The organism is Eoetvoesiella sp. (assembly GCF_035555955.1).
Lineage (GTDB): Bacteria > Pseudomonadota > Gammaproteobacteria > Burkholderiales > Burkholderiaceae_B > Eoetvoesia.
Map to the genome: position 1 here is coordinate 38,326 of NZ_DATMGA010000007.1, position 26,102 is coordinate 64,427.

A 26,102-nucleotide genomic window follows, 5' to 3' on the forward strand; every position below is an offset into this window, starting at 1 on the left:
AGCGGCGCCCGCCTTGGTTCCCGGTGTGCGGCTCAGGTTTCGTCGACGATGGGGTTGCGCAAGGTGCCGAGTTTTTCAACGCTGACCTCGCAGATGTCGCCGTGCTTCATGAGCAGCTTCGGGTTGCGCGCCCAGCCGATTCCGGCGGGCGTGCCCGAAACAATGACGTCGCCCGCTTCGAGCGTGATGGCTTCGCTGGTAATCGAAATAAGGCTGGCGACATCGAAGATCATATCGCTGGTGTCGGCCGATTGCACGACTTTGCCGTTGAGGCGGGTTTCCAGCTTCAGGCCTTTGGCGCCGGCGGGAAGCTCGTCGGCGGTAACCATGTCGGGGCCGAAGCCGCCCGTGCCATCGAAGTTCTTGCCCACGGTCCATTGCGGGGACTTGAACTGGTACTCGCGCACCGAGCCGTCGTTGAAGACGGCATAGCCGGCCACACAGTCCAGCGCGTCTTCGGGCTTGATGTAGCGCCCGCCCTTGCCAAGAATGACGGCGACCTCGCCTTCGAAGTCCAGCGAGTCGGACAGCTTGGGCCGCACGATGGGGGCGTTGTGGCCGACCAGGCTGGTGTGCACGCGGAAGAACAGCGTGGGGTAGTCGGGCTGTTCGTATTTGCTTTCCTTCGTGTGGTCGGCGTAGTTCAGGCCCGCGCAGATGATCTTGGTGGGCCGGGCCAGCGGCGGCAGGAACTTCGCGTCGGCGGCCTTGACGGTTTGCAGGACGGGGCGTCCTTTTGCATAGCTTGCCAGGTCCACGCCCCGGGCGAGCAGGGATTCCAGGCTTTCGTCGCCGATGATGGAAATGTTGTCTTGAGCATCGCGAACGCCCAGTTTGGGCTGGCCGTCGATTTCGATTGATACGTAGCGCATGGCTTGTCGTCCTGATGGTGAGTGTAGGGATGCGGCGTTTATATTAGGCAAAAATATATATTAAATCAAACTATATAGATTTAAATTTGTAATCGACGCATGAAATCCCGCGCGCCCGGCATTCATGCCATGACAGCCCTTTCTTGTTATGCAAAAATTTTTTGTTATGTTATAACATAACGATTTTTGCTTCCGGACTCTCTTTATGGCGTTTCGACCGGGCCGCTGCGCCGGCTCCCGCCGCTATGGGCGTTTTCATGCATGGCTGCTGTGGCTCGCGATAGCCGCCGTGCTGAGTTCGCCCATCGGCGCGACCCTGCATGCCATGACGCACGTCGAGGCGGCGCTGTCCGCCCACGATGCGGCACAGCCCGCTTCCGGAGGCATGGACGGGCGCCTGGACCATTGCCATGACTGCAGTGTCTGGCATGCGCTGGGCTGCCTGCTGTCCGCGCACCTGCCGGAACTTCCCGTCGTCCGCGCGGCTTCCTGCTATTTCGCTTCCGCCGAATACCTCATCGATATTGCGCGCTGCCGCTGGTTCTTGCAGCGCGCGCCGCCCTTGTAGCCTGACGTTCCGCTTTATCCCCCTCGACTTTCTCCTTTCGCCGCGCCGTTCCGTGCGCCATGGCGAAGGCAATCTTTTGTTCATTGGATAAACAGGCACATGGCTTATTCCTGCACTACCTTATTTCCGACGCTGCCGGCCCGGCGCGCCGCAAACGCGCGTTTCGTTCTTACCCCGCTGGCAATGCTGCTGGCGCTGGCGCAGCCCGCGTGGTCCCAAACCACGGCCGGCGATCAGGCGGTTACGCTGTCGACCGTCGTCGTCACCGGCAACCCCCTGGGCAGCGATGCCCTGGCTTCGCCCTCGACCGTCATCGAGGGCAAGGACCTGGACCTGCGGCGGGCGGCCACGTTGGGCGAAACGCTCAACGGCCTGCCCGGCGTGTCGACCACGACATACGGCCCGATGGTCGGGCGTCCCATCATTCGCGGCATGGACGGCGACCGCATACGGTTGCTGCAAAACGGCGTGGGCACGCTGGACGCGTCGGCGCTGTCTTATGACCACGCCGTGCCGCAAGATCCCTTGTCCACCGAACGCATCGAGATCCTGCGCGGCCCGGCGGCGCTTTTGTACGGCGGCAATGCCATCGGCGGCGTCGTCAACACCATCGACAACCGCATTCCCATGGATCCCATCGAGGGCGTGCACGGCGGCTTGCAAGGCAGCTACGGCGGCGCGAACGACGACAGGAGCGGCGCGGTGCAACTGGAGGCCGGCAACGGCAAGTTCGCCCTGCACGCCGATGCCTTCGGGCGCAAGACCGGCGAGCTGCGCATTCCGGGCTATGCCCGTTCCGACCGGCAGCGGGCCATCGACGGGCCGGATGTGGAACAGCCGCGCGATCGCCTGCCCAACAGCGACGGCAGCGCCAGCGGCGGGGCGCTGGGCATGTCCTGGACCGGCGACAGCGGCTACGCGGGCTTGTCCTACAGCGGCTACGATTCCGACTATGGCTCCGTCGCTGAAGACAGCGTGCGTATCCGCATGCACCAGGAACGCCTGGGCCTGGCGGGCGAGATCCGCGACCTGAAAGGCCCTTTCAAAAGCGTCAAGGCCAGTTTCGCCTACACCGATTACCAGCATAAGGAGGTCGACGATGGCGAGACGGGAACCGTGTTCAAGAACCGCGGATACGAAGCCAGGGTAGAGGCGCGGCACGCCGACCTGGGCCCGGTGCAGGGGGTGCTGGGCCTGCAGCTTGGCAATACCCGGTTCTCGGCCCTGGGGTCCGAGGCGCTGGTGCCGACCACCAGGACGCAGTCGGCCGCGCTGTTCATGCTGGAAGAATGGACGGTCGATGAGCGCTTCAAGCTGAGTGCCGGCGGCCGCCTGGAGCGCACCACGCTTTCGCCCTCCGCCGGTGGCAACGAGCGCTTCACCGATGTGGGCAAGCGCGACTTCACCGCAAAAAGCTTTTCTTTGGGCGGCGTCTACAAGCTGACCGGTGTCTGGTCTTTGGCGGCCAACGTCGCCTACACCGAACGGGCACCGACGTTCTACGAGCTGTATGCCAACGGGCCGCACGAAGCGACCGGCCAGTACCTGGTGGGCGATGCGGGGTTGAACAAGGAGCGCGCCTATTCCAGCGACCTGGCCCTGAGGTTCAAGGAGGGGCCGCATCACGGCAGCGTGGGTGTTTTCTACAGCCGCTTCGCCAACTACCTGGCCGAAACCGGCACGGGCCGCTTTCGCAACGACGACGGCGACGTGGTGGCGCAGGGCGACGATGACGCATTGCCCGAAGCGGTCTACCAAGGCGTGCCGGCCGAGTTCTTCGGCTTCGAAGCCGACGGCACGTTCCGGGTGTTCGAGCGCGGCGGGCACGCGCTCGACCTGAAGCTTTGGGGCGACTACACCAATGCGCGCAACCGCGACACCGGCGAGCCGTTGCCGCGCATTCCGCCGTTGCGGCTGGGTATCGGGCTGGACTACAGTCATGGCCCATGGAGCGCGGGCGCCAGCGTGGAGCGCGCATTCGCCCAGCATCGCGCGCCGGACAACGAATTGCCGACCGACGCCTACTACAGGCTGGACGCCAGCGCCGCCTATCGCTTCAAGATGCGCGGCATGCAGTGGCAGGCCTACTTGCGCGGCATCAACCTGACCAACCAGACCATACGCTATGCAACCTCGGTGCTGCGCGACGTGGCGCCGGAAGGCGGGCGGGCCGTGATGGTGGGAATACGGGGAAGCTTCTAGGCTCCGCGCCGGGCAACGAGCGGTAAAATCGTTGCCACGGCGGATGCCTACTGGAGAAGAAAATGAATGAACAGCGTGTGTTGATCACAGCCGGTGCGGGCGGGATAGGCCGGGCCATTGCCCAGGCCTTTGCCGACAAGGGCGCCAAGGTGTTCGTATGCGATATCGACGTTCAGGGGCTGGAGGCCCTGAAACGGGAAGTGCGCGGGGTGCAGGCCACCCTGTGCAATATCGCCATCCGCTCCGATATCGAGAAAATGGTCGGGCAGGCCGTGAAAGCGCTGGGCGGCCTGGACGTCCTGGTCAATAACGCAGGCATTGCCGGGCCCACCGCCCCGGTCGAGCAATTCAATCCTGACGACTGGGAAAAAGTCGTGCAGGTCAATTTGAACGGCACGTTCAACGTCACGCGCCTGGCCATTCCCCATCTCAAGAAGTCGCCGGCCGGGGTCATCATAAACATGTCCTCGGTGGCGGGGCGTTTCGGCTATCCCAATCGCAGCGTCTATTCCACCACCAAATGGGGGCTCATAGGGTTTACCAAGACCCTGGCCATGGAACTCGGCGGCGACGGCATTCGTGTCAATGCCATATTGCCGGGCGCGGTGGACGGCCCGCGTTTCCAGCAGGTGCTCGAAGGGCGTGCCAAGGTCAGCGGCAGGACGCTCGAAGAAGAAGCCCAGGCAGCCATGGCCACCCAGTCCATCAAGCATCTGGTCGATCCCCGGCACATCGCGGACCTTGCCGTGTTCCTGGCGTCGGAAAGCGGGAGCTCGATTTCGGGCCAGATGCTGCCCATCGACTGCGATATGCAGCACACCTAGGGGCGATGCGATCGGCAGGCAGCCCGTCATGTGGCGGGCGCGGGAATTCTGTCGGAATTGTCATATTCGCGACAGCGTGAGGTAGGCCGCCCGGGGCTAGAGTAGGCATGATTCCGCCTCCAGGCGCGCAAGGCGCGGCCTGGAGCCAAGCCCTGTCCGGATATCCTCGCCGCCATGCCTGTCGCCCTGCCTTTGTCAATTCTGCCGCTGCGTTGCGCCGCGGGTCTCGCGTGCGCGGCGCTGGCGGCGTCTCTGGCCGGCTGCGCGGCCGGGCCCGACTACGTGCGGCCCACGATGGCCGTCCCCGCCTCGTACAAAGAGGCGGGGCCCTGGAAGCCGGCGCAGCCCAAAGCCGTTGCCGGCAACCTGGAGTGGTGGCGGGCCTATGGCGATGCAACACTCGATGACCTGGCTGCACAGGCGGTGGCTGCCAATCAATCCATCCGCCAGGCCGAGGCGCAGTATCGCCAGGCTCAGGCCGTGGCCGCGGCGGCGCGCGCCAGCTTGTGGCCGTCGCTGGGCGCGAATGCCGGCGTCGATCGCGCCTTGACCAACAGCGGCCGCACTGGGCCTTCCCTGGACACCACGTATTCCGTGGGTCTTGCCGCCGCCTGGGAACCCGACCTGTGGGGCAGGCTGCGGCGCAGCGTGGAGGCCGGCGCCGCGGCCAGCCAGGCCAGCCAGGCGGACCTGGCCGCGGCTCGCCTGAGCATCGTGGCCACGCTGGCGCAGGATTACATGCAGCTGCGCGTGACGGACATGCAGTCCGCTCTGTACACGCAAACGCTGCACGACTACGAACGGGCGCTGGCCCTGGCCAAGAGCCAGTATACGGCGGGCGTGGCGCTGCGCTCGGACGTGGCGCTGGCCCAGAATCAATTGAGCGCGACGCGGGCTCAGGCGCTGGATCTGTGGTGGCAGCGGATGCAGCTGGAGCATGCCATTGCCGTGCTGGTCGGCAAGGCGCCGGCCGATTTTGCGATTCTTGCGCAGCCGCTCAGCCGGAATCCATCCTTGGCCTTGCCGATGAGGTTGCCCGAGATTCCCGTCGGCGTGCCCAGCGAGCTTCTTGAGCACCGCCCCGACATCGCGGCGGCCGAGCGCCGGGTGGCGGCCGCCAATGCCGATATAGGCGTGGCCGAGGCGGCGTATTTCCCCGACCTGGTGCTCAGCGCTTCGGGCGGCTACAGCTCCACCAGCCTGGCGCACTGGTTCAGTGTTCCGGGGCAGGTCTGGGGCCTGGGCGCAAGCCTGGCGCAGGCGCTGTTCGACGGTGGCCTGCGCAAGGCGAACGACGAGCAGGCCATCGCCAGCTACGACGCCGCCGTGGCGCAATACAAGCAGACGGTGCTGGGTGGTTTCCAGGAGGTCGAAGACAACCTGGCGGCGTTGCGCATCCTGGCGCGGGAAATCGCCGAGCAGAAACAGGCCGTGGAGTCGGCGCGGCTTGCGGACAGCCTGGCCATGGCCCAGTACCGCGCTGGTACCAGCACCTATCTGGGCGTCATTACGGCGCAAACCCTTACGCTGAGCGCCGAGCGCAGCCTGCTGCAATTGCGCGGCCGCCAACTGGTGGCCAGCGTGGCCCTGATCAAGGCCACGGGCGGTGGCTGGAGCGCGGGGCGGCTGATGGGCGGCGATTCATCGGCTGCTGGTGGCAACGCCATGACTCCAGCGGATGAAGCCAAGACAGGCGGATAAAACCCAATAAGACGACGAACGCATACATATTATGAAATCTTCCACTTTCAAACGGCGCCCGGTGCTGCTGATAGGCGTGGCCGCATTGATTGCGCTGGCCATCATCGTCTGGGCGGCCAGCGGCAAGAAGCCGGTGCGCGCGGCTCCGCAGGCGCCGATCGTCGTAACCACCACCCTGGTGAAGCAGCAGGACGTTCCCGTCTACCTTGCCGGTGTGGGCACCGTCGTGGCCACGCAAAGCGTCACGGTCAAGCCTCGCATCGACGGGCAGCTGGACAAGGTGGGATTCATCGAGGGGCAGGACGTCAAGGCCGGCCAGATGATCGCCACGCTGGATTCGCGCGTGCAGCAGGCCCAGCTCGAGCAGGCCATTGCGCAAAAGGCGAAGGACGCGGCGCAACTGGCCAATGCCAGGCTCGACCTGCGCCGTTATGCCGAATTGATCAAGCAAGACGCCGCCACGCGGCAGACGCTGGATGCGCAGCGGGCCATGGTGGCGCAACTGGAGGCGGCGCTGCAACTGGACGAGGCGCAGATCAGCGAGGCCAGGACCCAGTTGAGCTTTACCCGGATCACGGCGCCGATCAGCGGGCGCGTGGGCGCGCGGCTGGTGGACCCCGGCAACATCGTGCACGCGGCGGATGCGAACGGATTGGTGGTCATCAACCAGATCGACCCGATTTCGCTGCAGTTCACTCTGCCTGAGGATGCGTTCCAGCAGATCAACCAGGCCCTGCACGCCAGCGCCGATCCGCTTGCCGTCATGGCCTATCCGCGCAATAGCTTGCAGCCCCTGGGGCAAGGGCGCCTCGTCTTGCTGAACAACCAGATCGACACGACGTCGGGCACCATCGAGCTCAAGGCCAGTTTCGGGAACGCGAGGCATAAATTGTGGCCCGGCCAGTACGTGAACGCGCGCCTGATCCTGGGCGAACGCAAGCAGGCCCTGACCATGCCGGCGGCGGTCGTGCAGCGCGGGCCGGAAGGCGTCTATGCCTATGTCGTGGATGCCGACAATCGCGTGCGCATTCAGCCCATACAGCTCGTCGATATCCAGGACGGCACGGCCGTGGTGGAAAAGGGCTTGAGCGTCGGCGAGCGGGTAGTGCTCGACGGGCAGTACAAATTGAAGCCGGGCCTGCGGGTCGCGGAGTCCACGCCGCCCGAGGCCGCGGCCGCCGCCACCTTGGCCAGCCTTCAGAAAGGTGACGCCAAGTGAGCGTGTCCGCGGTTTTCATCAAGCGCCCCATCGGCACGTCGCTGCTGGCGCTGGCCTTGTTCCTGGTGGGGGCCGCCGTATGGCCGCTGCTGCCGGTGGCGCCGCTGCCTCAGGTGGATTTCCCGACCATACAGGTCACGGCCAAACTGCCGGGGGCGAATCCGGAAATCATGGCCTCCAGCGTGGCCCAGCCCCTGGAGCGCCAGTTCCAGCTGATCTCCGGCATGACGCAGATGACCTCGGTCAGCGCGCTGGGAAATACCCAGATCACGCTGCAGTTCGACCTGAGCCGCAACATCGACGCCGCGGCGCTGGACGTGCAGGCGGCCATCAATGCCGCAACCGGGCAATTGCCGTCCAATCTGCCCAGCCCTCCGACCTTCCGGAAAATCAATCCGGCGGACTCCTCCATCCTCATCCTTTCGGTGCAGTCCGATGCGCTGCCGCTGATCGAGGTCAACGACTACACCGACAACTTCCTGGCCCAGCAGATATCGCAGATCGAAGGAGTTGGCCTGGTAAAGATATTCGGCCAGCAAAAGCCGGCGATCCGGATTCAGGTCGACCCCGACAAGCTGGCGGCGCTCGGCCTCAGCCTGGAGGATATCCGGGGCGTCATCGCCAACGCCACCGTAAACCAGCCCAAGGGCACCATAGACGGCGACAGGCAAAGCTTTGCCGTTTACACCAACGACCAGTTGCTGAAGGCTGGGCCTTGGAACGACGTCGTCCTGGCTTATCGAAACGGGGCGCCCATACGGGTTCGCGATGTCGGTATCGCGGTGCCCGGCCCCGAAGATCTGAAACAGGCCGCCTGGGCGTTTGCCGGCAAGGGCGCCAACCCGGGCGACGCCGCCATCGACGGCCGTTCGCTTATCGTCGGCATCACCAAGCAGCCGGGCGCCAACGTCATCGATACCGTGCATCGCATCCAGGCGCAACTGCCGCATTTGCTGGCGTCGATTCCCCCCACCGTGCATGTGAGCACCCTGATAGACCGGACCCAGAACATCCGCGCATCGGTGGAAGAGGTTGAGATGACGCTGATTCTTTCGATTCTGCTGGTGGTGGGAATGATCTTCGTGTTCCTGCGCAGCGTGCCCGCCACCCTGATTCCCAGCGCGACGATTCCGCTTTCCCTGCTCGGCACGGCCGCGGTGATGTATCTGCTGGACTTCAGCCTGGACAACTTGTCGCTGATGGCCCTGACCATCGCCGTGGGCTTTGTGGTGGACGATGCCATCGTCATGCTCGAGAACATCTACCGCCACGTCGAGGACGGGATGAGGCCGATGGAGGCGGCGCTGGTGGGTGCGCGGGAAATCGGCCCCACCATCGTCTCGATCTCGATCTCGTTGGTCGCGGTGTTCATCCCATTGCTGCTCATGGGGGGAATCGTAGGCCGGCTGTTCCGCGAGTTCGCCATTACCGTCACGCTGACGATTGTCGTGTCGGTGCTGGTCTCGCTGACCCTGACTCCCATGCTTTGCTCGCGCTTTCTCAAGGAATACCAGGGCCAGCACCATGGGCGCGTTTACCGGTTCTTCGAGCGGGGATTCGATGCCTTGCTCGATGGCTACCGGCGCGGCCTGAACCTGGTTCTGCGCCACCAGTTCGCGACCTTGTGCAGCTTCCTGCTTACCTTGCTCGCCACGGTGCTCTTGTTCATCTATATTCCCAAGGGGTTTTTCCCGCAGCAGGATACGGGCTTTATCTTCGGATTCGCCGAGACGGCCCAGGACTCGTCGTTTTCGGCCATGAACCGGCGCATGATGGCGCTGGCGGACGTCGTGCGCAAGGATCCCGACGTGATCCAGTTCGGCATGAACAGCGGCGACACCACGTTCAACACAGGCAGGTTTTTCATCAGCCTGAAGCCCAAGTCGGAAGGGCGCACGGCCAGCGCCGACGAGATCATCACGCGCCTGCGGCCCAAGCTGGCCAAGGTCGAAGGCATCAAGCTTTTCCTGCAGGCTGGGCAGGACATCAACGTGGGCGGCAGGCTGGCGCGCACCCAGTACCAATACACGGTCACGGATGCTGACCTGTCCGAGCTGAACACCTGGGCGCCCAGGCTGCTGGAGCGGTTTCGCAAGCTGCCCGAGCTGACCGACCTGGCCTCCGATCAGCAGAACCAGGCGGCCACGGTGCATCTGACCATCGACCGTGCGCGGGCGTCCAGCTTCGGCATATCGCCGGCCCTCATCGACTCGACGATCTACGACGCGATAGGCCAGCGCCAGGTTGCGCAGTACTTCACCCAGATCAACAGCTACAACGTCGTGCTGGAGGTCGCGCCGCGCTTCCAGAAGGATCCCGACCTGTTCAAGAAACTGTACATTACGTCGCCGCTGACCGGCCAGCAGGTGCCTCTGTCGACTTTCGTTTCCATCGACACCGACAAGACGGGCTATCTTTCCATCAGCCATCAGGGCCAGTTCCCGGCCGTGACGATTTCGTTCAACCTGGCTCCCGGCGTGGCGCTGGGGCAGGCCGTGGCCGCCATCCAGAAGGCCCAGGCGGCGATGGGCGTGCCGCAGGCCCTCAGCGGCTCGTTCCAGGGGACGGCCAAGGCTTTCGGCGAATCGCTGGCAACGCAGCCCTACCTCATCGCGGCGGCCCTCGTCGCGGTCTACATCGTGCTGGGCCTGCTGTATGAAAGCTATATCCATCCTCTGACCATCTTGTCGACGCTGCCCTCGGCGGGCGTGGGCGCGCTGCTCATCCTGATGGTCAATGGCTACGACCTGAGCGTCATCGCGCTGATCGGCATCATCCTGCTAATCGGCATCGTCAAGAAGAACGGCATCATGATGATCGATTTCGCCCTGAGCGCCGAGCGCAAGGACGGCCTGTCTCCCAAGGAGGCCATCTACCAGGCCTGCCTGCTGCGGTTCCGTCCCATCATGATGACCACCATGTGCGCCTTGCTGAGCGGCTTGCCGCTGATGCTCAGCCATGGCGCGGGCTCCGAGCTGCGCCGGCCCCTGGGGTTCGCCATGGTGGGCGGGCTGCTGCTGTCGCAGGCGCTGACCTTGTTCACGACCCCCGTCATCTATCTGTATCTGGATCGGGCGCATTACTGGTACATGCGCCGCAAGAAGGCCCGCGCCCTGCGCAAATCCAGGAGGGCGCGCAATGCCGCGCGCCTGCCGGAGGCATCCGGCGCCGCTTCGCGATCCATTAAACTATGAGAGAGTCTTTACGGTGTTTCCCATGAAAATCCTGATCGTCGAAGATGAACCGAAGACCGCCGATTACCTGCGCAAGGGGCTGACGGAGCAAGGCTGCGCGGTGGACGTCGCGCACGACGGCATCGACGGGCAGCACATGGCCCTGCAGCACGACTACGACGTCATCGTGCTGGACGCCATGCTTCCCGGCCAGGATGGTTTTGCGGTGCTGCGCGCCTTGCGCGCTGTCCGGCAGACGCCGGTCATCATGCTCACCGCCAGGGATCGCATCGAAGACCGCGTCAAGGGCTTGCACGAGGGCGCTGACGATTACCTCGTCAAGCCGTTTTCCTTTCTTGAATTGCTGGCCAGGCTGCAGGCCCTGAACCGGCGCGGGCGCGCCCAGGAATCCCTGCACGTGCGCATCGGCGACCTGCACCTGGACCTGATCAGCCGCAAGGCCTACCGGGGGCAGACGCGGCTGGATCTCACCGCCAAGGAGTTCGCGCTGCTGGCGGTGCTGGCCCGGCGCCAGGGCGAGATACTCACCAAGACCGCCATCGCCGAGATGGTCTGGGACATGAACTTCGACAGCAACACCAATGTGGTCGAGGTCGCCATCAAGCGCCTCAGGGCGAAAATGGATGCTCCGTTCAGCCCGCGCCTGCTGCACACCATACGCGGCATGGGCTATGTGCTTGAACTGCGCGAGGACGAGGGGGCGCCATGAAGCGTTCCATCACCCTGCGGATGGTGGCGATGTTCGCCGTGACGACCCTGATGGTGTTCGGCGTGATCGGCGCGGCCCTGTACGGGGTGCTGAGCCGCGAGCTGGCGCGCCACCAGCGGGAAGAATTGCAGACCGCCTACCAGGACATGGAATACATGATCAAGCGCGGCGGTACGCCCGAGCGCTGGGAACACGCGCAGGCCAAGATGGACACCCTCATGCAGTCCAGCGGCAGCCTGTTCTTCTGGGCGAACAGCAGCGACCCGCGCTATCGCTATGGCGAGAACCTGGCCGAAATAGAATCCCGCCTGGTGCCGGACAGCCCGATGGGCGTCCTCGTCTTGCCAGGCCGGGCCTACCCCTTGTTCACGCTGACCCGGACGATCGCGGCCTATCAGGACAGGCCGGCCATCCAGCTGACCGTGGCCATGGACTCCATGCCGTACGTGCACACCCTGCATGCGTTTCTCACGGCGCTTCTGGTGCTGTCGCTGAGCGCCGTGCTGCTGGTCGTCGTTCTGGGCTATTGCATTGCCCGGGTCGGCCTGAGGCCTTTGCAGAAAATGTCGGCCGAAGCGCAGATGCTTGGCGCCAGAACGCTGTCCCAGCGCCTGCAGAGCGAATCCCTGCCCGAAGAGCTGGATGATCTGGCCGTGGCGTTCAATGGTGCGTTGAGCCGGCTGGAAACCGCCTACAAGCAGCTCGAGGCTTTCAATGCCGATGTTGCGCACGAACTGCGCACGCCGCTTACCAATCTCATCGGCGAGACGCAGGTGGTGCTGTCGCGCCGTCGCACGGCCGAAGAGTTCCAGGAGGTCCTGCAGTCCAATCTGGAAGAGCTGGAACGCCTGCGTTCCATCGTCAACGACATGTTGTTCCTGGCGCGGGCCGACCAGGGCGAGGCGGCGACGGGCCGGGTGCGCAGTTCGGTGGCGGGAGAAGTGAGCAAGACCATCGAATTCCTCGAGCCCATCCTGGACGAAACCCAGGAAAGCATCCGGATAGACGGCGATACGGTCGCCGAGGCTCTCATCGAAAAATCGCTGTTTCGCAGGGCGATGGCCAATCTTTTGCAGAACGCCATCGAGCATTCCCGTCCGGGGGCGCAGATTCGGGTGGTCATCGAGCAGCGTCCGTCGTCGGTGAGCATCGGCGTGTCCAACCCCGGAGAGCCGATAGAAGCAAGCCATCTGCCGCGGCTGTTCGACCGCTTCTACCGCGTCGACGTGGCGCGCCACAACGGCCCGCGCCAGGGTCACGGCCTGGGCCTGGCCATTGTCAAGGCGGTCGCCGCCATGCATGGAGGCGATGTCTTTGCTTTTTGCGCCGAGGGGATGACGACGATAGGCTTCAGCGTGTCGTCGCCCGCCGAAGGTCCCTAGGGCCTGTTAACCCCTAATAAGTGTTGACAGGCCCTAATCGGCCCGCCTGGGCTTGATGCATTGCGCGGCCTGGTTGGCCAGGCGCAGCGCGGTGTTCACATCCTTGTCGTGGGCCAGCGCCACGCCCATGCGGCGATTGGTGAAGCTTTCGGGCTTGCCGAACAGCCGCAATTCGGTCTGGGGGACCCGCAAGGCCTCGTCGACGCCGTCGAAGACGATGCCGCGCGCATCCACCCCGCCGTAGATGACGGCGCTGGCTCCGGGACTGCGCAGCGAGGTGTCCACCGGCAGGCCCAGGATGGCGCGGGCATGCAGTTCGAATTCGCTTTGCCACTGGCTGGCCATGGTGACCATGCCGGTGTCGTGCGGACGCGGGCTGACCTCGCTGAACCAGACCTCGTCGCCCTTGATGAACAGCTCCACGCCGAAAACGCCCAGTCCGCCGAGGTCGTCGGTAATGGCTTTGGCGACTTCGCGGGCTTTTTGCAATGCGGGCGCGCTCATGGCCTGGGGCTGCCAGCTTTCGATGTAGTCGCCTGCGCGCTGCGTGTGGCCGATGGGTTCGCAGAAATGCGTCTCGACCTGCCCGTCGGCGCCCTGGGCGCGCACGGTAAGCAGGGTGATTTCGTAGTCGAAGTCGATGAAGCCCTCGACAATGACGCGGTTCAGGCTGACGCGTCCGCCCGCCATGGCGTAGTCCCACGCGGCTTGCACGCCGTCCGGGCCGTCGATCTTGCTTTGGCCTTTGCCCGAGCTGCTCATGACCGGCTTGATTACGCAGGGATAGCCGATGCCGCCATCGATGGCGGCCTGCAGCTCTTCCAGCGAATCGCAGAATGCGTAGGGGCTGGTGGGCTGCTTGAGCGTCTCGGACGCCAGGCGGCGGATGCCTTCGCGATCCATGGTCAGGCGCGCGGCGCGCGCGGTCGGGATGACGCGCGTGATGCCGGCGTTTTCGAGTTCCTGCAGCGCCTGCGTGGCAATGGCCTCGATTTCGGGAACCACCAGGTCTGGTTTTTCGGCGCGGATCAGCGCCTTGAGCTGCGCCGGATCGCTCATGACCACGGTATGGGCATGATGGGCGATTTGCTGGCCCGGCGAGTCGGCATAGCGGTCCACCGCTATCGTTTCCACGCCAAGGCGCTGCAGCGCGATAAGAACTTCTTTGCCCAGCTCGCCCGAGCCGAGCAGCATGACTCGGGTAGCGGAGGGAGAAAGGGGAGTGCCGATAGTGGTCATGCTAGCTCGTTGCCGGGTGCGGCGGCGAAGTGGGGTGGGAAGGGCGGGCGGGCCGCGCCCGGGAAACCGCGCTATTTTACGTCTTTTGGAAAGCAGATTCCCTTGCCTGCATTGCTCCCCGGAAGTGGCCGGCCGCTGTCGAAACCTTGGCCTCAGCCGCAAGGCGAAGACCCAGGTTTCCTGAGTCATTCGCCGTCTTCGTTCAGGTAGGCGGCTTTCTTGGGCAAGCGCAGGCTTACCAGGAAGGCCAGCACCATCATGGCCGTGACATACCAGTAGAACGCGGTTTCGTGCCCCAGTGCCTTCATGCCCAGCGCCGCGTATTCCGCGGTGCCCCCGAACAGGGCATTGGCAATGGCATAGGCCAGGCCGACGCCCAATGCACGGACCTCGGGCGGGAACATCTCGGACTTGACGATGCCGCTGATGGATGTGTAAAGGCTTACGATGCACAGCGCTGCCGTGATGAGTATGAAGGCCATGACGGGGCTGCTGGTGTGGTGCAGGCCGCCCATGATGGGCACCGTGAAGATGGCGCCCAGGGCGCCGAACAGCAGCATGCTGTTGCGGCGGCTGATGCGGTCGGACAGCGCGCCGAACAAAGGCTGGATGCACATGTAGACGAACAGGCACAGGGTCATGACGGTGCTGGCGGTCTTGATGGACATGCCGGCCGAGTTGACCAGGTACTTTTGCATATAGGTGGTGAAGGTATAGAAAATCAGCGAACCGCCGGCGGTGTAGCCCAGCACGGTGAAGAAGGCGGCTTTGTGGTTGCGGAATATCGCGCCCAGCGTTCCGGCGTCCTTGTTTTCTCGGGTGTCGGCGGTTGTGGTTTCCTTGAGCGTGCGGCGCAGGTACAGCGCCACGACCGCGGTGATGGCGCCCACGACGAACGGGATGCGCCAGCCCCAGGCGTGCAGCTGCTCGCTGTCCAGCAACTGCTGCAGAATGACCACGACCAGGACGGCCAGCAATTGTCCGCCGATCAGGGTAACGTACTGGAACGAGGCGAAAAAGCCGCGCTGGCCTTTGAGCGCGATTTCACTCATGTAGGCCGCCGTGGTGCCGTATTCGCCGCCGACCGAAAGCCCCTGGAACAGCCGGGCCACCAGCAGCAGCGCCGGCGCCCAGGCTCCTATGCTGGAATAGGTGGGCATGGCGGCAATGGCCAGCGAGCCCAGGCACATCATGGTCACGGAAGTCACCAGCGAGGTCTTGCGGCCGCGCTTGTCGGCAATGCGCCCGAACAGCCAGCCGCCGATGGGCCGCATGAGAAAGCCCGCGGCAAAGACGCCGGCGGTGTTCAACAGTTGCACCGTGGGGTTTTCCGACGGAAAGAACAGCGGCGCAAAATAAATGGCGCAAAAGGCATAGACATAAAAATCGAACCATTCCACCAGATTGCCCGACGATGCCGCGACAATGGCGAAAATGCGCTTGCGCTTTTCTTCCGCGGAGTAATGGGGCCTGGCGGGTGAAGTTACAGTAGTAGTCATGGTTTTGGTCGTTAGAATTGCGAGAACGGAACCTGTGGCCGGTTGCCATTTGCGGCCTGCCGACGAAGGGACTGGGTCTGTAGAACGGAATGCCTGGGGTACTGGGTGTACTAAGAAAAACCGCAAGGGTACGGATGGAGCCGGATTGCTTACAGAACGTTCGCGATGTGGAAAAACAGAGGGGATTTTAATCTCTTTTATGTGGCGCAGGAAATCAGCCCAAGCCGAGTCTGGCGCCTTTTTTCTTTATGTAATTGGTACTTACAAATATGAATATCGAGTGCTTGGTCAATTTTTCATTCGCGGATCCGCAGCCGAAATGACTGCCGTGCCTGCGCATTCCGCGTCGCGCTATCCGGTGCTCGAGGACGAAATGGAGTTTTCCGCCATTCGCGCCCAGGGCAGCGGAGGCCAGAACGTCAACAAGGTTTCCAGCGCGGTGCATCTGCGGTTCTCGATTCCGGATTCGTCCTTGCCCGAGGCCGTCAAACAGCGGCTTCTGGCATTGCGCGACCAGCGCATTTCGGCCGATGGCACGGTGATCATCAAGGCGCAGGGCAGCCGCAGCCAGCCGCAGAACAAAATAGAGGCCATCGCCCGTCTGCAGGCCCTGGTCGACAGTGTTGCCGTCCCGCCCAAGCACCGCAAGCCCACGCGCCCCACTCTGGCCTCGAAGCGCCGGCGCCTGCAGGGCAAGGCCGTCAGGGGGCAGGTAAAGCGCTTGCGTGGCCGGGTGAGCGGGGACTGATCACGCCACGCCGCCATGTTTTTCAATTTTTTATCGATGCCCGTTTCATGAAAAATCATTCGCAGGACTTGTCCCAGATATCCGCCGCCACACTGGACAACTACAATCGAAGCGCCGAAGGATTCCAGCGCGGCACGGCCGATCACGATGTCAGCCAGAACATTCAGGCCTTGCTGCGCCATATAAAAGGCGCGCCGCCATTTCGCATACTGGATTTCGGCTGCGGGCCGGGGCGCGACCTCAAGGCATTTACGCGGATGGGCCATATCGCCACAGGCCTGGATGGCGCGGAATCGTTTGTGGCCATGGCTCGGGAGACTTCGGGCTGCGAGGTCTGGCATCAGGATTTCCTGGCTCTGGATTTGCCTTGCGAGGTCTTTGACGGCGTATTCGCCAATGCGTCCCTGTTCCACGTCCCCAGCGTCGTTTTGCCGCAGGTGCTCGGTCAACTGCATGGCGCGCTCAAGCCGCAAGGGGTGTTGTTCTGCTCGAATCCAAGAGGCCGGAATCAAGAGGGATGGAATGCGGGCCGCTATGGGGTGTATCACGATCTGGAGTCGTGGAGCCGTGTCATGGCCGCGGCGGGGTTCGCCGAGCTGGAGCATTATTACCGTCCGTCCGGACTGCCGCGCGAGCAGCAGCCCTGGCTGGCCAGCGTATGGCGTAAAACACAGGCCGGATAAAACCCGTCTGGATCTTCAGGGCCCGCCAGGAGCCAAACGCTCGCCCAGGCGCAATGCCCGCGCTGACCGCCCCATTCCGGGGCGGCAATGCCGCAGCGCCTCGGAATAGGGCGGCTGTTGCATGCGGGCCAGGCGGATACGTTTGCCCGAGCGCGCCGGACAAGGGCGTTTCCGGGTGTTTTCCAGCTTGCAAATAACTGGCACGGATATTGCTTTGTTGAGTAATGAAACTTTTGTTTCCAGTTTCATTACATCAAGGAGCATTTCATGGTTCGGTTCCATCTTCCCAAAGCGGCGCTGCTGGCAGGTCTGGCATTCACCGCGGCCAATGCCGCTGCGCAAGGCAGCGAGCCTGCCGCCGCGCCGTCCGACTTCACTTTTACCGCGAACATGTCGCTGGCCAGCCAGTACCGCTACCGTGGCCTGATGCAAACCAATAACAAGCCGGCCGTGCAAGGCGGGTTCGATCTGGCGCACTCGAGCGGGTTCTACATCGGCAACTGGAATTCCAGCATAAGCTGGCTGGGCGATTCGGACCCCGATGTGTCCGCGCCGGTCGAAATGGATTTTTACGCCGGTTATACGCATGCGATATGGCGCGACCTGAGCCTGGATGCGGGCGTGCTGCAGTATTACTATCCGGGCAGCTATCCCGGGGGCTATACCAGCCCCAACACCACGGAAGGCTATGTGGGGCTGGCCTACGGGCCGGTCAAGTTCAAATATTCGCACGCCTTCACCAACCTGTTCGGTGTGCCGGACAGCAGGAACAGCCAATACTACGACCTGTCGGGCAGCTTCCCGACCGGGATATGGGGCCTGAACCTGGATGCCCATGTCGGCTACCAGAAGGTGCGCCACCTGGACGACGGCTCGTATGCGGACTGGTCGCTGGGCTTGAGCAAGACGTTCGACAAGCGGTTCACCGTCAAGCTGGCGTATGTGGACACCGATGCCAAGCGCAGCGTCTATACCAATGCGAAAGACCGGTATATCGGCAGCGCCGCCGCCGTGCTGTCGGTGACAGCCAGCTTTTAGAGCTGCGCCGGGCGGGGCGCGGGCGAGTCCTGCGAGTCGGCCTGGGTCACGGAACCGCCGGCGGGCACGTCGGTGGTCAGCCAGACATTGCCGCCGATGACGCAGCCCTTGCCCAGCGTGACGCGGCCCAGTATGGTGGCGCCGGCGTAGATGACGACGTCGTCTTCGACGATGGGGTGGCGCGGCAGCCCTTTTTGCAGCCCGCCGCGGGCGTCGGCGGGAAAGCGCTTGGCGCCCAGCGTGACGGCCTGATAGATGCGGACCCGTTCGCCGATGATGGCGGTTTCGCCGATGACCACGCCCGTGCCGTGGTCGATGAAGAAGCTGGCGCCGATTTGTGCGCCGGGATGGATGTCGATGCCGGTCTGGCTATGGGCCAGTTCGGACGAGATGCGGGCCAGCAGGGGCAGGTCGTTGCGATACAGTTCGTGGGCGATGCGGTGGTAGATCATGGCCAGCACGCCCGGATAGCACAGCAGTACTTCGTCCACCGAATGCGCGGCCGGGTCGCCCCGGTAGGCGGCCACCACGTCGCTGTCCAGCAGCGAGCGGATGCGCGGCAGGGCGGCGGCCAGCGCCGTAATGGCCTTGACGGCGCGCTGCTCGACCTGGTCGGCGGGGCAGAGGTCTTGCCGATGCTGGTAGCGCAGTTCCAGCCGGGCCTGGGCCAGCAGCCCGTGCAGGGCGGATTCCAGCGTATAGCCGACGTAGAAGTCTTCGCCTTCGTGCCGCAGGTCGGTGGGCCCGAGCCGCATGGGAAAGAGGGCGGCCTTCAGGTCGTCCATGATCTGGGAAATGGCGTCGCGCGAAGGAAATTCGCGTTCGCCCGGCTCGCGCGAGCGCATCTGGGAGTCTCGCCATTGCTGCCTGATGGTGCTTAGCGAGCGGACGATTGGGGCAATATCGAAAACGGCCATGGAGCTTTTCAATGGTTCGTGGACAAGCTTGAAATGTTACCACCCTATTCTGGTATCTTTATGACTTCCAAAGCATGCCGGGAATGATTCGTACATGAAGCCGTTGGTTTTGATTTTCAGCCCCCTGATCGAAGCGCACCGAGCCCAGATCGCGCAGCGCTACGACATCCTGTACGCGCCCAATGCGGCCACGGTGGACGAGCAGCTGGCGGCGTGCACGCCCGAGGTCAGGGCCGTGCTTACCAACGGCCCCATCGGGCTGTGCCGCGAAGCCATCGACGCCATGCCCAGGCTCGAACTCGTCTGCGCGCTGGGCGTGGGTTACGAAAAAATCGCCATCGATCATGCGCGCGCCCGGGGCATCGCCCTGGGCAATGGCGCGGGCAGCAACTCCGATTGCGTGGCCGACCATGCCATGGCACTGCTGCTTGCCGCCGTGCGCAATATCGCCGGCTACAACACGGCGGTGCAAAACGGCCTGTGGCGCGACGGCATTCCGTGGTCGCCCAATGTGTCGGGCAAGCGCCTGGGCTTGCTGGGCCTGGGCGACATCGGCGGGAAAATCGCCCGCCGCGCGCGGGCCTTCGATATCGAGGTGGGCTATCACAGCCGCCGGGCCCGCCCCGACGCGCCGTATGCGTATTACGCGACGCTGCGCTCGCTGGCGCAGTGGTGCGATTTCCTGGTGGTGGCGACGCCCGGCGGGGCGCAGACCAGGCATCTGGTGAACGCCGAGGTGCTCGATGCTCTGGGGCCGGCGGGTTTCGTGGTGAATATTGCGCGCGGCAGCGTGGTGGATTCCGCCGCGCTGGGGCGCGCCGTGCGCGACGGCCGCATTGCGGGCGCGGCGCTGGACGTCTACGAGGGCGAGCCCAGGCCGTCGCCCGAACTGCTTGGCCTGGGCAATGTCATTTTCACACCGCACATCGCGGGCTGGTCGCCCGAGGCCGTGCAGAATTCCGTCAGCCAGTTCCTGCGCAATGCCGACGGGCATTTTACCGGGCGCGGCCCGGTCAGTCCCATCGTGGGCAACGCCGCCGGCTGAAAACTTAAAACTCTTCCCAGTCGTCGTTCTTGGCGGCGTACATGGGCGCGCCGCCTGCACCGGCCATCGCGGGCACCAGCGGAGCCATTGCGGGGGCATGCAGGGCCTTGGCGGGGGAAGGCCGCGGCGCGGCCGGCGCCTTGTCGGCCGCTGGCGACGGCAGCGCCTCGGGGGAGGGGGCTTCGGTCGCGTCCGCCGTGGCTTGGGCCTGTTGCTGCTGCTCGATCTTGAAGACGCCCACCACCTTGACCAGTTGCTGTGCCTGCTCCTTCAGGCTGTCGGCGGCCGCGGCCGATTCTTCCACCAGCGAGGCGTTTTGCTGGGTGACGTCGCTGAGCTGGGTGACGGCTTCGTTGATCTGGCCCAGGCCCGAGGTTTGCTCGGCGGTGGCCGCGCTGATTTCGTTGATGAGGTCGGTGACCCGCTTTACATGCTGAACGATGTCCTGCATGGCTTCGCCGGCCGCATCGACCTTCTGGGTGCCGAGCCCCACCTTCTGCACGCTGTCGTCGATGAGCGACTTGATGTCCTTGGCGGCCGAGGCGCTTTTTTGCGCCAGGCTGCGCACTTCGCTGGCGACCACGGCAAAACCGCGGCCCTGTTCTCCGGCGCGCGCCGCCTCGACGGCGGCGTTGAGCGCCAGGATATTGGTCTGGAAGGCAATGCTGTCGATCACGGCGATGATGTCGACGATCTTGCGCGAGGAAGTGTTGATTTCGCCCATGGTCGAGACCACGTCGTTGACGACCGATCCGCCCTTGACGGCGGCATCGCTGGCGGAGGAGGCCATTTGCGCCGCCTGCTTGGCGATGTCGGCGTTGTTCTTGACGGTGCTGGAAAGCTCGTCCATGGCGGCGGCGGTCTGGGTCAGGTTGGCCGCCTGTTCTTCGGTGCGCTGCGAAAGATCGGCGTTGCCGGCGGCGATCTGGTTGGAGCCCGTGGCAATATGGTCGCTGCTGTTGCGCACGGTGGCCACGACATTGCGCAAGGATTCCTGCATGGTGGCCATGGCCTGGATGACGCTGCCCTGGAGCGCCTTGCCGACGTTGATGCGCGAGGACAGGTCGCCCTTGGCGATGGCGTTGGCGGCCTGGGCCACCTGGGAGGGTTCGCCGCCCAGTTGCCGCGTCAGGCCGCGGGTCAGCAGCGAGCCCAGGATGATGGCGATCAGCGCGCCGCCCAGGGTCAGGGCTATCATCATCTCCAGGGTGTTGTCGTAAATGGTCTGGATGTCCGCCGCAAACTGCATGGCGTTGCTTTCACGGGCCATTTCCAGTTGCTGCAGCAATTGCTCGGCAATGTCGCCCAGCGGCCGGATCTCGCCGAACAGGCGGTCGGTGGTGTCCAGCCGGCCCAGTGTTTCCGAGGCCTGCTCCTTGACGACGTCCTTGACCGCCTTGTTGTAGGCATTGACCGCGTCGAGGGCCTGCTGGACGTCGGCCTTGTCTTTTTCCGACGTGGCCAGCTTCAGCAGGCTTTGCAGTTCCCGCACGGAGGCGCTGAAGTGCTCGTCGATGGCGAAGAATTCGTGGCGATAGGCGCCTTCCGTTGTCGTCAGCAAGGTGCTGCGCACCGCCCGGCCCATGGCGATGAGATGCTGGTCGGCGCTGGAGGCATGCAATATGCCCTTGAGCTCGATGTCGTACATTTGCGCGGCCATGGTGTTGATCTGCCGCGTTGAATGGATGCCTACGACTCCGATGACGGCGGCGATGGCCGCCACGATCAAAAAGCCGCCGATCAGTTTGGTCTTGACCTTCATGTTGCTGAACCGGCCCATTTTGCTCCCCTTTTAGTAAAAATCTGCTTTCTCGGGTAACGGCAGCAAATCGTTGATCTTTACCGTTTTCGGGGGCTCGGGGCTTTTTCCGGGGGCTGCGGCTTCAGGTGCAGGAAGCAATGGCAGGCATGGTCGTTGACGATGCCCGTGGCCTGCATCCAGGCGTAGACGATGACGGGGCCGACGAACTTGAAGCCGCGTTTCTTCAGGGCGGCCGATATTTCCTGCGAAAGAGGGGTTTGGGCGGGCGCGGGCCCGCCATTGCCCAGAATGGGGACGTTGCCCGCCATGCCCCAGACAAAGTCCGCGAAATCTTCGCCGGCGTCCCGCATGGCCAGATAGGCGCGGGCATTGCCTATGGTTGCCTGTATCTTGGCCCTGGCTCGCACAATGCCCGGATTGGCCATGAGCCGCTCGACGTCCGCCTCGGTGTAGGCGGCAATGGTTTCCGGCTGGAAGTGTTCAAAGGCTTCCCGGAATGCCGCGCGTTTTTTGAGTATGGTGCTCCACGAAAGCCCGGCCTGGAAGCCGTCCAGCATCAACTTTTCCCACAGGGCGCGGCTGTCGCGCTCGGGGCGGCCCCATTCGTTGTCATGGTAGTCGGCCATCAGCGGATCGCTGTTGGCCCATGTGCAGCGTTCTTCGGTACGGATGGCGGTTTTCTTCGGCATGCGGGGGGCTCCGTGGCTGGTGGGGCCTGCCCATGACGCGAAGTGCGCCGGGGCGGGCCTGGGTAACGTTGATATGTGGCGTCTCTAGGTATTATCGCTAGATTGGCAAGCGAAAAGGGGGTAACTATAGTGGCCCTTGTGGGATAATGCCGCTTTTCGGACCTGGCGTGTTGCTGCCTTCGATAATGTTTCTGGCAAGAACCGATACGAACCAATCATAAAAACATGACCTTACGTCTCGAGCTGCAGAAAATCACCAAAAAATATCCTGCTGTCATCGCCAACGACGGGGTCAGCATCTCGGTCGAGCCGGGCGAAATCCATGCCGTGCTGGGTGAAAATGGCGCAGGCAAGTCCACCCTCATGAAAATCATCTACGGCGCCGTCGAGCCCGACGCCGGCACCGTCATCTGGAACGGCGAGCCCGTGCAGATCGCCAATCCGGCGGCGGCGCGCCATCTTGGCATCGCCATGGTGTTCCAGCATTTTTCGCTGTTCGACACCTTGACGGTCGCCGAGAACATTGCATTGGGCCTGCCGCCCGACACAAAAATCGCCGAACTCGAGCAGCGCATCGCCGACACCGCCCGCCAGTACGGGCTGGAACTCGAACCGGCCCGCCATGTGCACACCTTGTCGGTGGGCGAATGCCAGCGGGTGGAAATCGTCAGGGCGCTGCTGGCAAAGCCGCAACTGCTCATCCTGGACGAACCCACCTCGGTGCTGACGCCGCAGGCTGTCGGCCGTTTGTTCGATACCCTGCGCAAGCTGGCTTCCGAAGGCTGCAGCATTCTGTACATCAGCCACAAGCTGGACGAAATCCGCGCCTTGTGCCATACCTGCACCGTGATGCGCGGGGGCAAGGTTACGGGCGTGTGCGATCCGCGCGAAGAAACCGAGGCCAGTCTTTCCCGGCTCATGATCGGCTCCGAGCCGGCGGCCACGTCGCTAAGCGAACGCACCCCCGGCGCCGAAATATTGGCGGCGCGCAATCTGTCGCTGGGAAAAAGCCATCCCTTCGCCGTCGAATTGCGCGGCATCGACTTCGAGGTGCGCGCCGGCGAAATTCTTGGCGTGGCGGGCGTTTCGGGCAATGGCCAGCAAGAACTGCTGGCCGCCTTGTCGGGCGAGGATCCGCGCGCGGCCAACGACTCCATCTTACTCGGGGGCCAGCCCATGGGCCGGCGTTCGGCGGCCTGGCGGCGGGCCCACGGCCTGGCTTTCGTGCCCGAAGAAAGGCTGGGGCGCGGAGCCGTTCCCGAAATGAGCCTGGCGCAAAACATCCTGTTGTCGCACCAAACCGGGGCGACGGTGGGTTTCGGCATGGTGCGCACCGGCGAAATCGCCCGCACGGCGCAAGACATCATCGAGCGTTTCCATGTCAAGGCGGGCGGGGCCGACGCGTTGGCCGCCAGCCTTTCCGGAGGCAATCTGCAGAAGTACATCGTCGGGCGCGAAGTCAGCCGCCGGCCCAAGGTCCTGCTGGTGGCGCAGCCCACATGGGGGGTCGATGTCGGCGCGGCCGCGCAGATCCGCGGCGAGCTTCTGGCGCTGCGCGACCAGGGCTGTGCGCTGCTCGTCATTTCCGAAGAGCTCGACGAGCTGTTCCAGATTTCCGACCGCCTGGTCGTCATGGCCAAAGGCAAGCTTTCGCCGTCGATCAAGACGTCCGAAGCCAGCCTCGATCAGGTCGGGCGATGGATGAGCGGCCTGTGGCCGCAAACCAATGCCAGCGAGGAGGCGCGCCATGCTCAGGCTTGAACCCCGCGCCGTCCCCTCCAGGTTCATGTCGTGGTTTTCGCCTGTTCTGGCGGTGTTGCTTACGGTCGTGTGCGGAATCATCCTGTTCACGGCGGTGGGTAAAGACCCATGGACCAGCCTGGGCGTGTTCTTCCTCGAGCCCATCAAGGACTTGCGCGGCTGGACCGAGGTGGGTGTCAAGGTCGCGCCGCTGCTGCTGGTTTCCGTGGGGCTGGCCATTTGCTTTCGCGCCAACTATTTCAATATCGGGGCCGAAGGCCAGTTGGTCATCGGCGCCATCGCCGCGGGGTCGGTCGTGCTGTATTTCGATCACGGCGAGGGGGGCGGGGCGCTCTTCATCGCCCTGGCCCTGATTGCCGGCGCCGTGGGCGGGGCGATCTGGGGCGGCATCGTTGCCTGGCTGCGCGACCGCTACAACGCCAACGAAATCCTGGTGTCGCTGATGCTGGTCTATGTGGCGCAACTGCTGCTCAGCTACCTGGTGCACGGCGTGCTCATGGATCCCGACGGTTTCGGCTTTCCGCAGTCGCGCCTGTTTTCCGACGGCTTCCTGCTGCCCATGGTCATTCCGGGCACGCGGCTGCATCTGGGCATCGTTCTGGCTTTACTGGCGGCGCTGCTGGGCTGGGTCTTCATGGCGCGCAGCTTTTCGGGCTTCAAGCTGCAGGTGGGCGGCATGGCGCCGCGCGCCGCGCGCTACGCCGGGTTTTCGGCGCGCAAGTCGCTGTGGATCTCCATGCTGGTCTCGGGCGGCCTGGCGGGCCTTGCCGGCGCCTGCGAAGTCATGGGGCCCATCGGCCAGCTCACGCCGTCGGTGTCCCCGGGTTATGGTTTTGCCGCCATCATCGTGGCGTTCGTGGGCCGCCTGCATCCGCTTGGCGTCATTTTCTCCAGCTTCGTCATGGCGCTGCTGTACATAGGCGGCGAGCTGTCCCAATCGCGCCTGGGCATGCCCAGCGCCATCACGGGCGTGTTCCAGGGCATCTTGCTGTTTTCGCTGCTGGCCTGCGACGTCCTCATCCACAATAAATTGCGCTGGAGGAAATAATGGACGCGCTGGCACCGCTTGTCGCAGCCGCCATCAATTCGGGCACGCCGCTCATGCTGGCTGCCCTTGGGCTGCTTGTCAATGAAAAATCCGGGGTCATCAACCTGGGCGCCGAAGGCATGATGCTGATGGCGGCGGTGGTGGGCTTTGCCGTGACCGTCGACTCGGGCAGCTCGCCGCTGGGCTTTCTGGCCGGAGCCTGCGCGGGCATGGCGCTTGCCGCGCTGTTTGCGTGGCTCACGGTGTGGCTGGGCGCCAACCAGGTGGCCACGGGCCTGGCGCTGTCCTTGTTCGGCGCGGGCGCTTCGGCCTACCTGGGCATCGACTATGTGGGCAAGACCCTCAGCAACCATGCCTACGGCATTCCTTTTCTGGAAGACATTCCCTTTTTGGGCACGGCCCTGTTCCGCCAGCATCCGGTTGTGTATTTGTCGCTGCTGCTGTGCGCCGCCATCGTCTGGTTCCTGTACCGCACGCGCTCCGGCCTTATCCTGCGCTCGGTGGGGGAATCCCCGTCGTCGGCCCATGCCCTCGGCTACAACGTGCGCCATATCCGCCTGTACGCGCTGCTGTTCGGCGGCGCGTGCTGCGGCCTGGCCGGCGCCTTCATGTCGCTGGTGTATACGCCCATGTGGGTGGAAAACATGGTGGCCGGGCGTGGCTGGATAGCCCTGGCGCTGACCACCTTCGCCACCTGGCGGCCGGTGCGGGTCATGGCGGGGGCCTATTTGTTCGGCGGCATCACCATTTTTTCCTATTACATGCAGGCGCGCGGCGTGCCCATCGCCTCGCAGTTGCTGTCCATGCTGCCCTATCTTGCAACCGTCGTGGTTCTGGTCTTAATATCGCGCAATGCGGGGTGGATCAGGCTCAACATGCCGGCGTCGCTTGGCAAGAATTTCAATCCCAACGCATAGTGCGCGGTTCGGCGCAGTCCAGCCCCGGTTCCGGCGGCCTCGAGTCGCCGGCCAGCCCAACCGCAAACCGGAACGATAAAAACGG

21 protein-coding genes are annotated in these 26,102 nt (G+C 64.0%); 15 read left to right on the top strand and 6 right to left on the bottom strand.

What is annotated here, in order from left to right:
* Nucleotides 1-32 precede the first annotated feature (32 nt).
* Entirely contained in the window at nt 33-872 is an 840-nt protein-coding gene (locus VNT00_RS01215) for a fumarylacetoacetate hydrolase family protein (protein ID WP_325583669.1), read from the bottom strand.
* 205 nt (nt 873-1,077) lie between these two features.
* Here VNT00_RS01215 and VNT00_RS01220 point away from each other — a divergent pair, with 205 nt between their 5' ends.
* From VNT00_RS01220 to VNT00_RS01255, 8 genes are all read left to right on the top strand, one after another.
* On the top strand, nt 1,078-1,440 hold the full coding sequence (locus VNT00_RS01220) for a hypothetical protein (protein ID WP_325583671.1): 363 nt from the start codon (nt 1,078-1,080) through the stop codon (nt 1,438-1,440).
* Between the two features lie 183 nt (nt 1,441-1,623).
* The gene (locus VNT00_RS01225; RefSeq protein ID WP_325583754.1) at nt 1,624-3,642 is read left to right on the top strand and encodes a TonB-dependent receptor; all 2,019 of its coding nucleotides are present in this window, start codon (nt 1,624-1,626) and stop codon (nt 3,640-3,642) included.
* Nucleotides 3,643-3,704: 62 nt separating this feature from the next.
* Nucleotides 3,705-4,466 (top strand): SDR family oxidoreductase, encoded by a 762-nt coding sequence (locus VNT00_RS01230; protein WP_325583673.1) that lies wholly within the window; start codon nt 3,705-3,707, stop codon nt 4,464-4,466.
* Nucleotides 4,467-4,640: 174 nt separating this feature from the next.
* Nucleotides 4,641-6,167, top strand: a complete 1,527-nt coding sequence (locus tag VNT00_RS01235; RefSeq protein WP_325583675.1) for an efflux transporter outer membrane subunit — start codon at nt 4,641-4,643, stop codon at nt 6,165-6,167.
* A 31-nt stretch (nt 6,168-6,198) separates the two neighbouring features.
* The gene (locus VNT00_RS01240; RefSeq protein WP_325583677.1) at nt 6,199-7,386 is read left to right on the top strand and encodes an efflux RND transporter periplasmic adaptor subunit; all 1,188 of its coding nucleotides are present in this window, start codon (nt 6,199-6,201) and stop codon (nt 7,384-7,386) included.
* A complete protein-coding gene (locus VNT00_RS01245; protein WP_325583679.1) occupies nt 7,383-10,580 on the top strand; it encodes an efflux RND transporter permease subunit in 3,198 nt (1,065 codons plus the stop codon). The genes VNT00_RS01240 and VNT00_RS01245 overlap by 4 nt, the downstream gene beginning before the upstream one ends.
* Before the next feature lie 22 nt (nt 10,581-10,602).
* On the top strand, nt 10,603-11,289 hold the full coding sequence (locus VNT00_RS01250) for a heavy metal response regulator transcription factor (RefSeq protein WP_325583681.1): 687 nt from the start codon (nt 10,603-10,605) through the stop codon (nt 11,287-11,289).
* On the top strand, nt 11,286-12,671 hold the full coding sequence (locus VNT00_RS01255) for a heavy metal sensor histidine kinase (protein WP_325583683.1): 1,386 nt from the start codon (nt 11,286-11,288) through the stop codon (nt 12,669-12,671). Before VNT00_RS01250 ends, VNT00_RS01255 begins: the two co-directional genes overlap by 4 nt.
* 33 nt (nt 12,672-12,704) lie before the next feature.
* Here VNT00_RS01255 and purT read toward each other — a convergent pair whose 3' ends face one another.
* Together purT and VNT00_RS01265 are read right to left on the bottom strand one after the other, a co-directional pair.
* Entirely contained in the window at nt 12,705-13,910 is a 1,206-nt protein-coding gene (gene purT / locus VNT00_RS01260) for a formate-dependent phosphoribosylglycinamide formyltransferase (protein WP_325583685.1), read from the bottom strand.
* A gap of 185 nt (nt 13,911-14,095) precedes the next feature.
* Nucleotides 14,096-15,409, bottom strand: a complete 1,314-nt coding sequence (locus tag VNT00_RS01265) for an MFS family transporter (RefSeq protein ID WP_325583687.1) — start codon at nt 15,407-15,409, stop codon at nt 14,096-14,098.
* 319 nt (nt 15,410-15,728) lie between these two features.
* Between VNT00_RS01265 and arfB the strand changes: the two genes are divergently transcribed.
* The 3 genes from arfB to VNT00_RS01280 all read left to right on the top strand — a co-directional run bounded on the left by arfB (nt 15,729) and on the right by VNT00_RS01280 (nt 17,878).
* Nucleotides 15,729-16,157 carry an alternative ribosome rescue aminoacyl-tRNA hydrolase ArfB gene (gene arfB / locus VNT00_RS01270; protein WP_325583689.1) on the top strand — a complete coding sequence of 143 codons (429 nt, stop codon included), beginning with the start codon at nt 15,729-15,731 and terminating at the stop codon, nt 16,155-16,157.
* 47 nt (nt 16,158-16,204) lie between these two features.
* A complete protein-coding gene (locus tag VNT00_RS01275; RefSeq protein WP_325583690.1) occupies nt 16,205-16,840 on the top strand; it encodes a class I SAM-dependent methyltransferase in 636 nt (211 codons plus the stop codon).
* A gap of 267 nt (nt 16,841-17,107) precedes the next feature.
* A complete protein-coding gene (locus VNT00_RS01280; RefSeq protein ID WP_325583691.1) occupies nt 17,108-17,878 on the top strand; it encodes a TorF family putative porin in 771 nt (256 codons plus the stop codon).
* Here VNT00_RS01280 and epsC read toward each other — a convergent pair.
* Entirely contained in the window at nt 17,875-18,795 is a 921-nt protein-coding gene (gene epsC / locus VNT00_RS01285; protein ID WP_325583693.1) for a serine O-acetyltransferase EpsC, read from the bottom strand. The genes VNT00_RS01280 and epsC overlap by 4 nt on opposite strands.
* A gap of 94 nt (nt 18,796-18,889) precedes the next feature.
* On the opposite strand from epsC, the gene VNT00_RS01290 reads away from it, so the two are divergent.
* Nucleotides 18,890-19,840 (top strand): 2-hydroxyacid dehydrogenase, encoded by a 951-nt coding sequence (locus VNT00_RS01290; RefSeq protein ID WP_325583695.1) that lies wholly within the window; start codon nt 18,890-18,892, stop codon nt 19,838-19,840.
* A gap of 4 nt (nt 19,841-19,844) precedes the next feature.
* Here VNT00_RS01290 and VNT00_RS01295 read toward each other — a convergent pair whose 3' ends face one another.
* Both VNT00_RS01295 and VNT00_RS01300 read right to left on the bottom strand, forming a co-directional pair.
* Entirely contained in the window at nt 19,845-21,620 is a 1,776-nt protein-coding gene (locus VNT00_RS01295; protein ID WP_325583697.1) for a methyl-accepting chemotaxis protein, read from the bottom strand.
* A gap of 59 nt (nt 21,621-21,679) precedes the next feature.
* Nucleotides 21,680-22,291, bottom strand: coding sequence for a DNA-3-methyladenine glycosylase I (locus VNT00_RS01300; RefSeq protein ID WP_325583699.1), 612 nt, complete (start codon nt 22,289-22,291; stop codon nt 21,680-21,682).
* A 225-nt stretch (nt 22,292-22,516) separates the two neighbouring features.
* Between VNT00_RS01300 and VNT00_RS01305 the strand changes: the two genes are divergently transcribed.
* The 3 genes from VNT00_RS01305 to VNT00_RS01315 are packed head-to-tail and all read left to right on the top strand — an operon-like array spanning nt 22,517 to nt 26,017.
* A complete protein-coding gene (locus VNT00_RS01305; RefSeq protein WP_325583701.1) occupies nt 22,517-24,052 on the top strand; it encodes an ABC transporter ATP-binding protein in 1,536 nt (511 codons plus the stop codon).
* Nucleotides 24,039-25,100 (top strand): ABC transporter permease, encoded by a 1,062-nt coding sequence (locus tag VNT00_RS01310; protein WP_325583703.1) that lies wholly within the window; start codon nt 24,039-24,041, stop codon nt 25,098-25,100. The genes VNT00_RS01305 and VNT00_RS01310 overlap by 14 nt, the downstream gene beginning before the upstream one ends.
* Entirely contained in the window at nt 25,100-26,017 is a 918-nt protein-coding gene (locus tag VNT00_RS01315; protein ID WP_325583706.1) for an ABC transporter permease, read from the top strand. Before VNT00_RS01310 ends, VNT00_RS01315 begins: the two co-directional genes overlap by 1 nt.
* The last annotated feature ends 85 nt before the right edge of the window (nt 26,018-26,102 follow it).